The organism is Streptomyces sp. NPDC001070, from assembly GCF_053598835.1.
The window spans coordinates 279,571-295,318 of record NZ_JBSFLB010000002.1; the positions used below are offsets into that span (position 1 = coordinate 279,571).

The 15,748-nt window shown below is 70.4% G+C and carries 10 protein-coding genes and 1 pseudogene; 7 read left to right on the plus strand and 4 right to left on the minus strand.

What is annotated here, in order from left to right; genetic code table 11:
- Position 1: 1 nt before the first annotated feature.
- Positions 2-190, plus strand: coding sequence for a hypothetical protein (locus tag ACWDAS_RS03550; protein ID WP_450387052.1), 189 nt, complete (start codon positions 2-4; stop codon positions 188-190).
- A gap of 168 nt (positions 191-358) precedes the next feature.
- Positions 359-563, plus strand: a pseudogene (locus tag ACWDAS_RS03555) (hypothetical protein); the annotation flags it as partial.
- Between the two features lie 139 nt (positions 564-702).
- Here ACWDAS_RS03555 and ACWDAS_RS03560 read toward each other — a convergent pair.
- Positions 703-1,287: a recombinase family protein gene (locus ACWDAS_RS03560; RefSeq protein ID WP_450387054.1), complete on the minus strand. Its 585-nt coding sequence runs from the start codon at positions 1,285-1,287 to the stop codon at positions 703-705.
- A gap of 238 nt (positions 1,288-1,525) precedes the next feature.
- Between ACWDAS_RS03560 and ACWDAS_RS03565 the strand changes: the two genes are divergently transcribed.
- Positions 1,526-1,987: a DUF2199 domain-containing protein gene (locus ACWDAS_RS03565; protein ID WP_383675547.1), complete on the plus strand. Its 462-nt coding sequence runs from the start codon at positions 1,526-1,528 to the stop codon at positions 1,985-1,987.
- A 548-nt stretch (positions 1,988-2,535) separates the two neighbouring features.
- Here ACWDAS_RS03565 and ACWDAS_RS03570 read toward each other — a convergent pair.
- Entirely contained in the window at positions 2,536-2,886 is a 351-nt protein-coding gene (locus ACWDAS_RS03570) for a hypothetical protein (RefSeq protein WP_450387056.1), read from the minus strand.
- A 411-nt stretch (positions 2,887-3,297) separates the two neighbouring features.
- Entirely contained in the window at positions 3,298-4,872 is a 1,575-nt protein-coding gene (locus ACWDAS_RS03575) for a recombinase family protein (protein WP_450387058.1), read from the minus strand.
- Positions 4,873-5,315: 443 nt separating this feature from the next.
- On the opposite strand from ACWDAS_RS03575, the gene ACWDAS_RS03580 reads away from it, so the two are divergent.
- Positions 5,316-6,878, plus strand: a complete 1,563-nt coding sequence (locus ACWDAS_RS03580; RefSeq protein ID WP_450387060.1) for an MFS transporter — start codon at positions 5,316-5,318, stop codon at positions 6,876-6,878.
- Positions 6,879-6,926: 48 nt separating this feature from the next.
- Here the strand turns inward: ACWDAS_RS03580 and ACWDAS_RS03585 are convergent, their stop codons facing one another.
- On the minus strand, positions 6,927-8,615 hold the full coding sequence (locus ACWDAS_RS03585) for a DUF1254 domain-containing protein (protein WP_450387062.1): 1,689 nt from the start codon (positions 8,613-8,615) through the stop codon (positions 6,927-6,929).
- A gap of 772 nt (positions 8,616-9,387) precedes the next feature.
- Here ACWDAS_RS03585 and ACWDAS_RS03590 point away from each other — a divergent pair.
- From ACWDAS_RS03590 to ACWDAS_RS03600, 3 genes are all read left to right on the plus strand, one after another.
- Positions 9,388-9,927, plus strand: a complete 540-nt coding sequence (locus ACWDAS_RS03590) for a hypothetical protein (protein WP_450387064.1) — start codon at positions 9,388-9,390, stop codon at positions 9,925-9,927.
- Between the two features lie 343 nt (positions 9,928-10,270).
- Entirely contained in the window at positions 10,271-11,044 is a 774-nt protein-coding gene (locus ACWDAS_RS03595; protein WP_450387066.1) for a TIGR03936 family radical SAM-associated protein, read from the plus strand.
- Between the two features lie 218 nt (positions 11,045-11,262).
- The gene (locus ACWDAS_RS03600) at positions 11,263-15,360 is read left to right on the plus strand and encodes an Rne/Rng family ribonuclease (protein WP_450387068.1); all 4,098 of its coding nucleotides are present in this window, start codon (positions 11,263-11,265) and stop codon (positions 15,358-15,360) included.
- The last annotated feature ends 388 nt before the right edge of the window (positions 15,361-15,748 follow it).

Below are 15,748 nucleotides of genomic sequence, written 5' to 3' on the forward strand. Positions count from 1 at the left end.
CGTGACCAGCGGCGATGCCATCCAGCGGATGGCTGAGGCGCTTGCCGACGTACCCGAGGCGGACCGTGCCGAAGCCCTTCGAGGGCTCGGCGTGAAGGAGCGCGAGCAGGCTCCCCGCCTTGAGCGGCGCACGCCGCTTCCCGCCCCTCGGCGAGACACGGGGATCGTCTCGGCGGTCGAGTGGGTGTAAGGCGTAGAGAGGCGTTCGGGCGATCCTGTCCGGGCGCCTCTCGGCGTTCTTGGGGTTCTGTTTATGCGACAACGCGCATAGTCGCGTTTCCGCATAGACGGAGCATCAGCCCCGCTCGTACGGTCGTGGCGACCGGCCCGCAGAGGGCTCGCAAGAGGGGGGTTCGGCATGGCGCGCGAAGAACTCACACGGCTCACCGGCAACACCAACGGCGGCAACTGCGGACAGGGAGACTGCCCCCAACGTCTACCGCACCGAATCCGGCTCGTTCGTCGTCCAGGGCGACGTGTCCACCGCCTTCACCCCACCCGCCGGGGAAGGGCTCGTGGAGATCCCCGAGGAGGTCCTGAGGGAGGCCGTCCGTGCTCTTGGCCCTTGTGCTGGCCCCTGTCGACTGCCCCATGGGTCGCAGGGGCCAGCATCGTTGCCGCCGTCGGACAGTGTTGTACGTCCACGTACGACAACGGCCCCCGGTGGAGCCGAGGGCCTGTCTGAACTACTGTGCGCCAGTCTCAGGCGCTCTCTCCCAGGTGCCGGTACAGCGTGGCTCGGGAGACTCCGAGGGCCTTAGCGATGGCGCTGATGCTCTCGCCCTTCGCCTTCCTGGCACGGGCCACGGTGAGCACGTCCTCGTCCACCACAGACGGCCGGCCGCCGGTACGACCCTGCACCCTGGCGGCTTCCAGACCGGCCCGAGTGCGGTCCTTGATAAGCGACCGTTCGAACTCCGCCATGGCCGCGATGATCTGGAAGAACAGGCGACCGTCGGCCGACGTGGTGTCGACGGAGGAGAGCGCACCGTCGAGCACGCGGAAACCTATGCCTCGCTCGCGCAGGCCGTCGACGATGGACACGAGGTCGATGAGCGACCGGCCGAGCCGGTCAAGCTTCCACACGCACAGGACGTCGCCCGGTCGGGCGTAGTCCAGTACGGCCGTCAGTTCCGGCCGGTCGGTGTTCTTCCCGCTGGCCTTGTCCTCGAAGATGCGGGCACACCCTGCGGCCGTCAGCGCGTCGCGCTGCAACTGCGCTTCCCGGTCGTCGGTGGAGACGCGTGCGTAACCGATGAGCTGGCCAGTGATCATGTTCGTCGTCATGGCACGGACTGTCTCAGAACTCGTCTCAAAAGGTCAAGTCCGAGACGGAAGTTTCGAGACGGGTTTTGAACAGGGCTGCACCCCCCTTCTGGGGGTCCCTGCTGTCTCGTCTCACAAACCTTGGTTTTCGAGACCCTGTCTCGTCGTTACGCTTCGCAGCGAAGCTAGGCTCCCGCGCATGACCAACGATCTCGGTTACACCTGTTCGTGCTGCGGCGAGTACCACGCGGAACTTCCGATGGGCTACAGCGCCACGGCCCCCGATGTCTGGGATGCGAGCTTCGAAGGCCGATCTGACAGCCTGCTCTCCTCAGACCAGTGCGTCATCAAGGCCCAGCACTACTTCATCAAGGGCTTGATCGAGATACCCGTCATCGGCAGTGATGAGGTCTTCTCGTGGGGAGTCTGGGTTTCCCTGAGTCGCGACAACTTCTCCCGGGCCGCCGACATGTGGAACACGCCCGGCCGCGAGGACGAAAAGCCGTACTTCGGCTGGCTGACGACCGAGCTGCCGATCTACTCGCCCGGCACCACCAACCTGAAGACGAACGCACACACCCGCCCGGTCGGCCAGCGCCCCTTCATCGAGCTCGAACCCACCGATCATCCCCTCGCGGTCGAGCAGCGCACAGGCATCACTCTCGACCGCGTCCGTGAGATCGCCGAAACCGTCCTCCACGGCAACGGCGAGGACCGCTGACCGAGCGGCTGAGCACGTCGACGGCGAAGGGGTGGGGGGATGACCCCCTGAGCACAACGAGGCGGACCGCCATGTCTTGGCAGCCAAGATTCCGCCACGGTTTCAAGGTCCGTCTGTCCTGCCCGCGGACTGCTACGGCGGGACGTATGACCTGGTCACCGTCTTGCCCTGACTTGCTCACGACGGCGGAAGCCTGCAAGGAACAGAGCCTTACGGCTGAGATAGTGGGGCGCGGTAGCGCCCCCACGGGTCTTGCTGGCTTGCTCCTGTCGGCCCCTTCCGGGGCCGCACTGTTGTTGAGCGCTGCGACTGTGGCGGCCGGTAGGCCGCCCCTGCCGCTTCTCTCTTCGCTGTTGCCCTGCCCCTGTAGGGCGCTGCCGTGCCCCCTGCTTCCCTTGCCGTTGGTCCTCGTGGCCTTCCTCAGCCGGCCCGGGCAGGGCCGCGCTGCACTGGAGCCAAATAGATAAGAGAGCACGCGAACGTTTCCGCAGGTCGGGTGCCGTGCCGGTATACGCCAGGCGTGCTCTGACTACACGTACCGCGTGTGCTCACCTGCCCTGATGGAGTCGGCAGGGGACCGGCGCACCCCTGCCCTTCTGGAACAGGTGAGGAGGAAGGACGAGGCAGGCGGCCCCGGAACGGGGCGACACAAGGTCCAGTTCCTTGGCGCGGGCCACCGCGTTGCGGGTGCTCTGGTCGGACAGTGGTTTGCCGTTCTTGCCCAGCAGGGTGGCCAGCCGGCCGGGCTCGAAGCCTGCGTGTCCCTGCCTGTCCGCCCATCCGATGGCGGCGAAGTGCACGCGGTAGGCGAGAGGGTGTCCTGGGTTCTGCGCCATGCGCCGGTACTCGTGCTGGGAGACTGCGCCCCACGAGCGGTCATGGCCGAAGCTGATAGCCACCGGTCGCACCCCCTTCCTGCGGGGCATGGCCGCAGTCGTGCGTCTCTCCCTCGACGAGGGGTGAGGTGCAGACCTCGCAGGTCCAGACGACTTCGATCGTGATGTTCAAGGGCTGGCGACTCCTGGCGCAGACCGAGGGCAGCACGGAGCCGCGCCTCAGCGTTGGGTGGAAGTCGCGCAGTACCGTCCTGCGCTTCGGGATGTCCTCGACGTCCCTGCGAGCCCCTCGGGATCGCGGCCTCTCACGGAGTGGCCAGCTCTACCGCCGCTGAACGGCGGTAGCTACGGTGTCCGCTCCCAGAAGGAGCGGGAGAGCCTTCCTATCCGGAGCCCGGGCCGGCCGTCAAGCCGGAACATCTCCGGGCCTGGCTGGCCGAGCCAAGCCCGGAGACGTCTGTCCCTGCTTCCTTGTCAGAGCCTTGCGGCGAAGTCGTCGCCCTTGATGACCAGACGTTCGCGTACGTCGCGCGGGATCTTGAGCCGCAGGTGTACGGATGGGGCGCGCACCCCCTTGACCTTCGTACGGGTCACGTCGCACGTGACGCCCACGCGGCGCAGGTCCTCGGCCATGGCCTCCATGCCGCCCGCTTCCCACATCTCCCGGAAGGTCTTGCCGTTGTGCACGAAGACCCAACGGTCCTGCATGGTATCGGGATCGATGGCGTTCAACTCTTCCGTGAGCTTGTCGAGCGTCTTCTCGGCTCGCTCGCGAGTGAACCGCGTCTTCGAGAAGCGGCCCTCTGGTTCGAGTTCCGTCATGTAGTAGGAGATGGCATCTTCGAGCCGCTTCACTTCGGCGCGCGCCTCGGCTCCCTTGGCGTACTCCCGGACCTGGACGGGGAAGTCGCCGAGGACGCGGAGCACGTCGCCCACGAGGACGTCGCAGACGTCCTGAGGGTTGGGCGCGCCGAGGCCGCCGCCCTTGCACTTGCTGCAGCGCAGGTAGGTGTAGCTCCGGCCGTTGCTCATGTTCTTCTGCACGGTCATGTTGGTCGAGCAGTCGACGCAGATCAGTACTCCCAGGAACTGTGTCGCTCCGCCCGCCTGCCGGGTGGGCTGGTTCTTGCCCCGGCGATCGAGTGCCGCTTGAAGGGTCTCGAACTCCTCCTCGGTGAAGATCGGAGGGCCGACTCGTATCGGCTTTCCGTCGTTGCTGAGGACGAGTCTGCTCCGTCGCTTCCCGCCCTGCTTGTTCTCCTCGACCCGGAAGCCCATGAGCGCGGGGTTACGCAGGCGTCGGAGGAGAGTCGACGTGGTGAGTCCTGCCGACATGAGGCCGGAGCGGACGAGACAGAGGGCCATGCGTCGGGCGGAGACGCCCCGGAGCGCCATGCGCCGGGCCCAGTGCAGTGCCTTGTGTGCGCTCGGCTCGATGGCGAGCGCCGGCTTGCCGTCCACCTTCGTCGTGACGTAGCCGTACGTCGGCTTACCGACGAGCCACGAGTCCTGCGTGCGTGCGTAGTCCCACAGCGACGTGACGCGGGTCGACGTGTTCGCCGCCTCGATCTCGGCGATGCCGCCGATAAGCGTGACCATGATTCGGCCCACGGTCGTGCTGAGGTCGATCGCGTCGTTCTTCGACACGAGGTTCTTCCCGTACCGCTCGCACCACTCGATCATCGTGGACAGGTCCGTCATGCGACGGATGAAGCGGTCGAGCTTCCAGAAGAGCAGAGCGTCGAACTCCGGGGCCCGGTTGTTGAGCCACTCGCCGAGCTCCTTCCGCTTCCACGGCGGAACCTTCGTCGCCGAGACGTTGAGGTCGGATGCGACGCCTACGACCCGGTACCCCTTCTCTCTGGCCATGAGACGTAGGTCGAGTTCCTGCCGCACCGGCGATGTCGTGTCTTCGGTAAGTACGGACAGGCGGACGGAGAGGAGCGCGCGCGGAGCGTCCTCGGGGAGCAGAGCCTCTGCCCGCTTCAGGTCCTCCAGTAGGGCCAGGTCCGAGGCGGTCCACTCGCTCTCGATGTCGTACGTCTTCATGGTCGCGGAGCGTACAGGTTGGATGTGGAGCTGTCTTCCTATGGCCGTAGATGGACACCTACATCCAGATCGGGCCGACGGGCAAGAAGCTGCTGCCTTTGACGGTCAAGAACGCCGGTCAGATGCCCGCTTCGAGTGGTCACACGCACTGAGGTGAGCGAGGCACCCGATCGGTGACTGAGGCGCCGGCGGCAGAGCGAGGACGAGGTGGCCGCTACGCCGGAGGCGGTCGGCCCTTCGAGCCCTCGCCCGCCGACGTAGCCGGTGTCTTCTCGGACACCACTGCCAGGTCCTGAACGGTCCGTCCGAGAAGTGGAGTGGGTCTGGGGCCTTTCCGGCTTTGTGCGACCGCGTGGCCTCCGAGCCCCCTTCCCTGACGGGGAGGGGGGCTCGTTGGCGTGCCGTGGAGTGTGAGCGCAATGGCCGGTTTACCGTTGACCGGTATGCGACGAAGCACGGGAGGCGCTGCGGTGTCATCCGCTGAGTCACGTACCGATTCGACGCCCCTGCCGATCATCCTCGCCCTCGCTCTCGCCTTCACAGTCACCGTCGTCGACCCGCTGGTGCTCAGCCTGAACCTGCCGCAGGTGAGCCGGGCCCTCCATGTGCCGCCGCAAGTCGTCGGGCTGCTCGGCGGGGCAGCGACGCTGGTGATGGCCACCTCCGTTCTCGCCGCGGGCAGGCTCGGGGACTCCGTCGGGCTCAAGCGGCTGTTGATGCTGGGACTGGTCGTCGTCACGGTCGCCGACCTGCTCTGCGTGTTCTCACCCGGATATGGCTTCCTGCTGGCGATGCGCTTTCTGGCCGGGCTGGGGATGACCGCGCTGCTGGCAGTGCCGCTGGCCCTGCTGAAGGTGTCCGTGGCGCCGGAGAGGCGGCCGGTCGCCATCGGTGGCCTGATGGCCGTCGACGTGATCCTGTGCGGGCTGATCCCCGCGTTCACGGGCTGGGCCGTGGCGGCCGTCGGCTGGCGGTTCCTGTTTCTGATCGCCCCACTGCTGTGCCTGGTGTCGCTGTGGTTGACGGCTCGGTACGTCCCGGAGTCACCCGTCCAGCGGGGCCGTCGCCTCGACGTGGTCGGCGTCAGCCTGATCGGGGTGACTCTGCTGGCCCTCGTCCTCGGCCTTGCCGCGGCGCAGAACGGCATCCTCCGGCCCGAGACCTGGGTGCCGCTGGTCATCAGCCCGGCCGCCGCCGTGCTGTTCGTGCTGCATGCACGCCGTACTCCGGAACCCGCCTTGGACCTGGCATTGTTCCGCAGCGCACCGTTCAGCGTGGCCTTGGCGGCGACGCTCACGCTGAACTTCCTGATCGCGGGGCTCGGCATTGTCCTGGGGCAGTTCGGCAGCGCTGTGCTGTCGCTTTCACCCGAGTCCGTCGGCCTGCTGTACCTGCCCGGCACACTGCTGATCGCCGGTGCCGTGATCCTGGCGGGGAGCCTGATTGGTAAGTGCGGCCCGCGACCGGTGATGATCACCGGCCTGCTGGTGATGGCGGCAAGCGGACTGCTGATGGCGGGCACCGCAGGCCCCGCGATAGCAGTGTGGCTGCTCGTCCCGACCACATGGATGTGCAACCTCGGGTCGGTGGTCACTTCCGCATCGGTGTCCGAGACGGTCCTCTCCCAGGCGCCGCCCGGGCACTCCGGCACGGTTGCCTCCGTCCAGATGGCCTTCGCGATGACCGGCGCCGCTTTCGGGCCCACCGTCTACGTTCTGCTTCTCGACTTCTTCTTCCAGCGTCAGTGGCTGGTGGATGCGAAGTCACGCGGGCTGTCGGTGGCCCAGGCCGGGCGGGCCGTGGATGCTGTGCGCAGCGGACTGGCGCAGAGTCCGGGCAGCACCGTGTACGACTCCAACCTGCTTCGCCAGGCTTCAGGACTGGACCTCGGGCTGGACTTCGCCGACGGACTCCGGCTCACCATGCTGATCGTCAGCATCCTGCCGCTCGTCGTGGCGGCGTTGGCCCTTCTGCTGATGCCCCACCGCAAAGAGCCCACGGCCTAGGTGTGCCGAGCCCGTCGCCGACCGCGCTGTCACGCCTCCGCGGTGCCGTCAGCCGACGCGGTTGATCGGCGGGCACACCCATCGGGCGTCGATGACCTCGGGGCGTGGCAGATACATGCGCAAGCCGATGAACCAGATGTCCTGTCCGGGCGTGGGAAGCCAGTTGGGCTCGAGGGCGGGACCTGGAGACTCCGGCTGCAGGTGGATGGTCAAGCTTCCGTCTCCGTCGGTGAGCAGTCCTGGGGTACGGTCACCGATGGAGTATCGGCCGATCGGGTTGGGGACCAGGTTCCTGTCCGCGCCGTAGGCGGTCAGCGACCAGAAAGCGTCGACAGGGGGCAGATTCCCTGATTCGAAGCGCAGTTCGTAGCGGCCCGGGGACAGCTTGTTGCCGTCCGCATCGTGGAAGGCGGCCAGGTAGACCGCTTCCTCGGGATCGTTGACGGCGACGCCGACAAAAGACTGCTCCGCGGCTCGCCTCAGGAAATCGTCCCCGAACCGTCCCATCTCCGGGGGCGGGTAGCGCCAGCCGTTGATGACATGGGCCCATTCACCACTGAGCAGCTGCTGTTCGAGCATCCGGACGCCGGTCGTGGCGGCCCGGATCAGGCTCTGCTTAACGGGTTCGGGCTGGGCTTCGACGTCGAGCCCGGGCCCGATACCGATCTCGGCGAACTGCTTGAGCAGAACGTCGTGGTGCCGGGGTGGCGGATTCTCGGCCAGCATCGCGTTCAGCGTCTTCCACGGCCCGAGAGGATCATCCGCCGCGTCGATCGGTTCCAGCACGTCGCGGCGTTCCGGGACGTGCGCTCCTTCTTTGCCGAACAGATGGAGCGGGGTCAACCGATACCCGCGTTGAAGTGCGTGAACGTTCGCGAGGTCGTGCTCGCCGTCGACGAGGGTCCGGCCGACGACCACGGCCCAGGGACTGGGGGCGGTCGCCGTGCGGCGCACCCCTTCGGGGAGGTCTCCTGTCCATCCCGGCCCTACGAGAGCGAAATCACCGGCGTGCGAACCGCTGGCGCGCTGTCCCACGTAGTCGTAGTTGTCCGAGGTGACGCCGACCAGTTCGAAGGTGAAATAGCGGTCGTTCATGTCCGGGTGCGAGAGGATGACGGGTTCCTCGCTCAGGTCGACCCAGGCGAACGAGTACAGGGTGTCGTTGTTGGGGGCCAGGCCCTCCCGGTCGGAGGCGTCGAAAAGCTTGCGGGCGTGCCAGAAGTGGTTGACGGCGGCATAGGGCGCCGCGTCGGTGTCGGGCTTCCGGGTCACCCACCGGTGGCGGAGCCGGGCGTTGTAGATGTACGGGAACCCATAGACAAAGGCCTGTTCCCCGAGCGTGTAAGCGTATTCTCGGCGCCAGTCCCTGATGTGGCCGGTCAGTACGGGCTTCACCGATTCCCACATCAGCGGCAGCGCCTGCGATGCTTCGCGGGCGCGTCCGAGCGTTGCTCGTGGGTGGCGCACGGCGTCCGCCGTAGCCCTGCTCGTCGCCGTCGCCGCCTGGCCGATGCCCGACGCCACTCCTGTGAGCTGGTCGCGCAGTCGCTGCATGGGGTGGTTGATCGTGGCTTCAGAGGTCATCTCCGCGCTCATCTCCCGTCGTCGAGCACCACTGCGCTCACCAACTTCGGCCGCACAGCCGGCTCCGTCGGGCGACGCGATCCGAGCCCCTGCCTGCGGGCCGATGTCCGCATTGGTCACCGTGCTTTGTCGGGTATCGGGCGGGGGCTTCATGACTCCGTCCCCACTGCCGAGTAGATCACCGCAGCCAGGGCCCGGCAACCGAGGGCCCACGACGGGCAGGATCAGGGCCCTGCGGGACTCCGGTCCGTGAGCGGAGTCATGTGACCGGTGGACGGGGTCCACCGGTCCGCGTAACGCCGTAGGGCCTCGCCGGAGGCCACCGTCACAGCGAGCGCTACTTGTCAACCGCGGCGATCCCTATTTCGCAGCCCAGCTGCACGAGCACGGACAAACGGACGGACAGCTGGGCTTGGGGTGCGTCGTCCGGTGACGGGGCATCCGCCTTCTTCAGCTCCTCCAAGAGCGGCGGGAGCCGGCTCCCGATCCGTTCGACCTGTGCGGCACGTTCTGGTGCGTCGGCGGCGAGTCCGGCTGGGACTTCCTCGGCCTGCTGTCCGTCCGCTGCCATCTCACCGTGCCCTGGGGCGAGTTGTCCGGACACGTCGGTTACGGCCTCCGCCCGCCGGCGCGGGCACGCCACGGCGATGCCGCGCGCTGGGCTGCCCCTGGCACGTGAACTCGGCCTCGAGCAAGCGCTGATCACCTGCGACGACGGCAACACCGCGTCCCGGAAGGTGATCGAGGCCTGCGGCGGGTTTCCGGCCGACCGACGGGAGGGCGAGTTGTGCTTCCGGGCGTAATGTTCCGGCCTGCACGAGCGGGGGAGCGCCGGCGGGTATGCCGGGAACGGTGACGGCTGACTGACGGTGGCGATCAGGATGCCGGTGCGCATCGTCGCGCTGGTGGTGGTGCTTCCACCGCGATGTCGTGGGGCGCGCCCAGGGCGGCGGGCCGCGCGCTGGGCCGCGCCGGGGGTGGCCGGGGTCGGTACCTGGCCGTGGTCCCGGCGATCGCCTTGTGGCGGTACGTCGTGGTTCCGGCAGGCCGTGGCGTGGGCGTCTCCCTGGCGCGTGCGGTCTCCGTGCCGGTGGCGCTGCCCGCTGTGGCGTTGTGGTGGTACGTGCTGGGCCGGGCGGCCGGCGCCGGTGCGGTGTGGGTCGTCCGCGTGGTGACGGTGGCGGCGCTCTACCGGCACGTCCTGGTGCCGATGGCCGCCGGGGTGGTGTGGCCGGCGCGGCGGACGGTACGGATCCTCGTCGTGATCCTGGCCGTCGCGGTGTACCGCCACCTCCTCGTGCCGGCCCGCGCCCGCGGTGGCGTTGCCGGTGCGGTGGCTCGTCGTGGCCCGCTCGTATTCCTCCGGTACCGGGTCGTCGTGCAGGCGGCCCGGGAGGCATGGGCCGCCTGCTGGTCTTCTGGCGGGTCGCCGGGTATGTCTCGGGGGCCGTGGGCCGCGCGCTGAAGGGGCCGGCCATCCCGACCCTGATGGTGCCGGCGGGCTGGGCGTGGCGCACGGCCGGCCCTTGTGGCGACCGGTGCGGCGTGCGGCGGCCGAGGCGAGCCGGGCGGTGCTCGGCGCACTGGCCGTGGTGCGGGGACCGAGCGCGGGGTGCGCGGATCTGCGTACCGCGTCGACCGGCGCGCCGCCGCGTGTGGGGCGCGGCAGGCGTCGCGGGGAACCGGAAGGCCGGAACCCCCAGTAATCTGGAAGACGACAGGCAACCCCATCCGGGGTGACCAGACGCACGAGGGACTGAACGACACTGGGCAAGCGACAGCCCGAAGGCCCGCCGCCCGCACCCGCGGTGCAGCGCATCCGACTGCGCTACACCAAGCGCGGCCGCCTCCGGTTCACCAGCCACCGCGACTTCCAGCGCGCATTCGAGCGGGCGCTGCGCCGCGCCGAGGTGCCCATGGCCTACTCGGCGGGCTTCACCCCGCACCCCAAGGTGTCGTACGCCAACGCCGCACCCACCGGCGTCGGCAGCGAGGCCGAGTACCTGGAGATCGCGCTCGCCGAGGCCCGTGAGCCGGAGAAGCTGCGCCTGCTGCTGGACGAGTCGCTGCCGGCCGGTCTCGATGTGATCGAGGCCGTCGAGGCCCGTACTTCGGGGCTCGCCGAGCGGCTGGAGGCGTCCGTGTGGCAGCTGCGGCTGGACGGAGTGGAGCCTGCCGAGGCCGAGCGGGCCGTGGCCGCGTTCCTGGCCGCCGGGACCGTCGAGGTCCAGCGGATGACGAAGAACGGCGTGCGGACTTTCGACGCGCGCGAGGCCGTGATCCGGCTCGATGCGGTGGATCCGCAGGTGGCCGGGGCCCGGAACAGCATGTTCGAACAGGGTGCCGATAGGCCGAGGGCAGGAGCTTGTGCGATACTGCGGCTGGTTGTTCGGCATGTGACACCTGCCGTACGACCCGACGACGTCCTGTCCGGCCTCCGTGCGGTGGCCGACCTCGCGCCGCCGGTCCCCGCTGCGGTGACCAGGCTGGCGCAGGGGCCGCTCGACGAGGAGACCGGCACGGTGACCGATCCGCTCGCGCCCGACCGCGATGCCGCGACGGCGCCGGATGGCTCCGCGTAGGACCGTCGTCGTTGTGCGGCCGACGCACCAGGGGAAACCCGGGTCCGGCAGCACGCATCAGACGAGACTTTCGTCGGCCCGCCAGGGCGGTGCCGACGAGCGATACGACAGCTCCCGTGTGGCGCCCGCGCCCCCGGGCGGCGGCCCCGTGAAGACGCGGGCCGCCGTGTACCGGACCAGGACGCGGCGCCCGGGAGCGTGACGGGAGAAATGCCCGCATGCTCGAGCACAACGAGCCGAACGAGGCGCCCGAGAACGGCGCCACCGAAGCCGCCTCCGGCGGCACCGACACCGAAGCGACGGCCGCTCCGCGCCGCCGTCGCCGCGCGGCCAGCCGGCCCGCGGGACCGCCCGCGGCCGGAGAGGCCGCCCCGGACGTGACCTCCGGGGCCCCCGCCCAGCCGGCTGAGGCCGCTCAGGCCCCGGCCATACCGGCCGAAGCGCCCGCCGCCGGGGCCGAGGGCGAGCCCGCCCCCGCGCGTACCCGGCGCCGCGCCACCCGCAAGGTCGCCAGCCCCGAGCCGACCCCGGCCGAGGGCACCACCGAGGCGGCGGCGGAAGCCGCTCCCGCCCCGGCCCGGCGCCGCACGACGCGGAAGGCCGCTGTTGCCGCGGAGGCCCCCGAGGCCCCTGTGGCGGCAGAGCCCTCCGGGACGCCCGAGGTGGAGCAGGCCGAGCAGCCGGCCGCCCCCGCGCGTACCCGGCGCCGTGCGACCCGCAAGGTCGCCAGCCCCGAGCCGACCCCGGCCGAGGTCGGCCCCGTGGTCGCCGCCGACACCCAGGCCAAGGAACTCCAGGCCGACCTGCCGCTGCACGCCGAGGCCGCCCCCGAGGCGGAGCAGGCCGAGCAGCCGGCCGCCCCGGCCCGTACCCGGCGCCGTGCGACCCGCAAGGTCGCCAGCCCCGAGCCGACCCCGGCCGAGACGGTCGCCGCCGGGCAGCCCGAGGCCGTGGCCGCCGCCGACGCGCCCGCGAAGGCCCTGCAGGAGGAGCCCGCGAAGAAGGGCGGGAGGGCCGAGCAGCCCAAGACCACGCGCTCGCGCAGGCGTGCCGCCCCGGCCGCGTCCTTCCTCGCCGCCGACGACGGTTCGCGCCGCCTGAAGCCGGGGGCGCTCGCGCCGCGCGAGGAGGCGGCGGCGGAGGCCCGCGGGGCCGCGGCCCCGGAGCAGCGCACATACACCGCCAAGGCCGTCCCGGACGGCTCCGGCTGGGCCGTCGAGGTCGAGGACGCCTACGAGATCCGCGGTTACGGCGACACCGTGGACGAGGCCCGCGTCGCCGCGGTCGCGGCCGTCGCGGAGGCCTTCGGCGTCCCCGCCGACTCGATCGTCATCGAGGTCCAGGAGGGGCAGGAGGCGAAGGCGCCCGAGGCCGAGGTCAAGCCCGAGCCCGAGCCCGAGCCCGAGGCCGAGCCCGCCCCCGCGCGTGGCCGTCGCCGGGTCGTGCGCCCGCCCATGGCCGTCTTCCAGGCGCCGGTGTTCCAGGCCCCCGGTGCGGCGCAGCCCGAGCAGTCCGCCGCGCGCGAGGAGCAGCAGGAGCCCCAGGCCGAGACCGAGGCCGAGACCGAGGAGTACGCCGCCGAGAGCGGTGGCCGCCGTCGTCGTCGCCGTCGCCGCGGCGAGCCCGCGGAGGCCGTGGAGGGCGCCGGTACCGAGCGCGTCCTCGAGGAGGCGGAGTCCGAGCACGAGGACGAGGCGGAGCCCGAGGGCGAGGAGATCGCCGAGGGTGAGGCCGAGGAGCACGAGGGCGAGGCCGGCGAACGGCCGTCCCGCCGTCGCCGCCGTGGTGGCCGCCGTCGCCGTCGCGGCGAGGCCGCCGAGGGCGAGGAGATCGCCGAGGGCGAGGCCGAGGAGCACGAGGGCGCCGAGGACGAGTCCGAGGAGGACGAGGACCAGGGCGCCGAGAGCAGCAGCACCAGCCGCCGCCGTCGCCGCCGTCGTCGCCGTGGCGGCGAGGGCGCGGGCGAGGAGAACCTGGGCGAGGACGCCCCGGAGCGCACGGTCGTCAAGATCCGTGAGCCGCGCAAGCCCGCCGAGCCGGTCGACGAGGTGCAGTCCATCAAGGGCTCCACGCGTCTGGAGGCCAAGAAGCAGCGCCGCCGCGAGGGCCGCGAGCAGGGCCGCCGCCGCGTTCCGATCATCACCGAGGCCGAGTTCCTGGCCCGCCGCGAGGCGGTCGAGCGCGTCATGGTCGTCCGCGAGAACGGCGACCGGACGCAGATCGGCGTGCTGGAGGACGGTGTCCTCGTCGAGCACTACGTCAACAAGGAGCAGGCCACCTCCTACGTCGGCAACGTCTACCTGGGCAAGGTCCAGAACGTGCTGCCGTCCATGGAGGCCGCGTTCGTCGACATCGGCAAGGGCCGCAACGCGGTGCTGTACGCCGGTGAGGTCAACTTCGAGGCGCTGGGCATGGGCAACGGCCCGCGGCGCATCGAGGCGGCCCTCAAGTCCGGCCAGTCCGTGCTGGTCCAGGTCACCAAGGACCCGATCGGCCACAAGGGCGCCCGCCTGACCAGCCAGGTCTCGCTGCCCGGCCGCTACCTGGTCTACGTGCCCGAGGGCTCGATGACCGGCATCAGCCGCAAGCTGCCCGACACCGAGCGCGCCCGGCTGAAGCAGATCCTCAAGAAGATCGTCCCCGAGGACGCGGGCGTCATCGTGCGCACCGCCGCCGAGGGCGCGAGCGAGGACGAGCTGCGCCGTGACGTCGAGCGGCTGCAGTCGCAGTGGGAGGACATCCAGAAGAAGGCCAAGACCGGCAACGCGCCGTCGCTGCTGTACGGCGAGCCGGACATGACCGTCCGGGTCGTCCGCGACATCTTCAACGAGGACTTCACCAAGGTCATCGTCAGCGGCGACAACGCCTGGGAGACCATCCACGGTTACGTCGCGAACGTCGCGCCGGACCTCGCGGACCGGTTGAGCCGCTGGAGCTCCGAGGTCGACGTCTTCGCCACCTACCGGATCGACGAGCAGCTGCTGAAGGCGCTGGATCGCAAGGTCTGGCTGCCGAGCGGCGGTTCGCTGGTGATCGACCGGACCGAGGCGATGGTCGTCGTCGACGTCAACACCGGCAAGTTCACCGGCCAGGGCGGCAACCTGGAGGAGACGGTCACCAGGAACAACCTGGAGGCGGCCGAGGAGATCGTGCGCCAGCTGCGGCTGCGCGACCTGGGCGGCATCATCGTGATCGACTTCATCGACATGGTGCTGGAGTCCAACCGCGACCTGGTCATGCGCCGTCTGCTGGAGTGCCTGGGCCGGGACCGCACCAAGCACCAGGTGGCCGAGGTCACCTCGCTGGGCCTGATCCAGATGACCCGCAAGCGGGTCGGGCAGGGCCTGCTGGAGTCCTTCTCCGAGACCTGCGTGCACTGCAACGGCCGCGGCGTCATCGTCCACATGGACCAGGCAACGGCGGCCGGTGGCGGCGGCAAGCGCAAGCGCCGTCGCGGCGGCGCCGGCGAGGAGCCGGCGGCCGCGGAGACGGCCGCCGTCACCGAGGCCGAGGAGATCGTGGAGGAGGCTCCGGAGCTGGAGCCGGTCACGGTCGCCGAGGCCGAGCTGGTGCCCGCGATGGGCCCGGACACCGGCGACGGGGAGTGGTTCAGCAGCCCGGCCGAGGCCGAGGCGGCGGCCGGCCGCCGTTCCCGGCGGCGCGCGTCGCGGCGGGTCACCGCCCCGGTGAGCTCCCCGGACGCCACGGCCGAGATCGTCACGGTCGTCCCGGCCGTCGCGCCGGTCACCGAGCCCCAGGCGGCCGAGTCCGCGACGGCCACCGCCGTCGAGGTGCCCGCGGCCGCCGGGACCGCCGAGCCGGCCGAGGAGCCCGCCGCCCCGGTCCGCACCCGGCGCCGGGCGACCCGCAAGGCCACCGCGCCGACCGCCCCCGCGGGTGAGGCCGCGACCGTGGTCGTGCCCGCCGCGGCGGAGCCGGTCGCCGAGGCCCCGGCCCCCGAGCCGGAGCCCGTCGCCGAGGTCGCGCCGCCCGCGCCGCGCCGCCGCGCCACGCGCAAGGCGTCCGCCCCCGCGGGCGCGCCGTCCTCCGCCGAGGAGGCCGCGGTCGTGGTCGTCCCGGGCACCGAGGCGCAGCCGGAGGAGACCCCGGCGGCCGAGGCGGAGACGGAGACCGTCGAGGCGGAGCAGGCGGAGCCGAAGAAGCGGGCCCCGCGCAAGACGGCCGCGAAGAAGGCACCGGCGAAGAAGGCCGCCGTGAAGAAGGCCGCCACGAAGAAGACGACGGCGAAGAAGACGACGGCGAAGAAGGCACCGGCGAAGAAGGCCACGGCCGAGACACCCACCGAGGCGTCGTAGGTTCCCGGCCGGCGCATATCGGGCTGCTCCTCCTACCTGTGGGAGGAGCAGCCCGGCGCGTTGCTGTGACCTGGATTTCGCTCGCGTAACGCCAGCGGAACCTCTGGGGAACAGCTGCTAATCTTACTGCGGCCGACAGGGAAAACACGGGTGACACTGCTGTCGGTTCTACCGTTGCCGTCGCTCACCGTCACGGGACGATGACGACATACCACATATCCGGTTATGCGAAATCGGCTTTTCCGGACGCAGAACTGCAGTCGCCTGCCTCGGGACTTGGGCTTGCCGACGTCACGTGGTCAACGGAAGCCGCCGGCACTGCGCCAGGGGCGGTGGCCGTCCGTTGGGCGTCTTCCCGCCAGGAGTTGTGACCGGCCGAGAACCCTTG

Excerpts from the sequence above, each read along its gene's own strand:
- ACWDAS_RS03560 (WP_450387054.1), bottom strand. The coding sequence starts at position 1,287 with ATGACGACGAACATGATCACTGGCCAGCTCATCGGTTACGCACGCGTC.
- ACWDAS_RS03565 (WP_383675547.1), top strand. The coding sequence starts at position 1,526 with ATGGGCTACAGCGCCACGGCCCCCGATGTCTGGGATGCGAGCTTCGAA.
- ACWDAS_RS03575 (WP_450387058.1), bottom strand. The coding sequence starts at position 4,872 with ATGAAGACGTACGACATCGAGAGCGAGTGGACCGCCTCGGACCTGGCC.
- ACWDAS_RS03580 (WP_450387060.1), top strand. The coding sequence starts at position 5,316 with ATGCGACGAAGCACGGGAGGCGCTGCGGTGTCATCCGCTGAGTCACGT.
- ACWDAS_RS03585 (WP_450387062.1), bottom strand. The coding sequence starts at position 8,615 with ATGAAGCCCCCGCCCGATACCCGACAAAGCACGGTGACCAATGCGGAC.
- ACWDAS_RS03590 (WP_450387064.1), top strand. The coding sequence starts at position 9,388 with ATGTCGTGGGGCGCGCCCAGGGCGGCGGGCCGCGCGCTGGGCCGCGCC.
- ACWDAS_RS03600 (WP_450387068.1), top strand. The coding sequence starts at position 11,263 with ATGCTCGAGCACAACGAGCCGAACGAGGCGCCCGAGAACGGCGCCACC.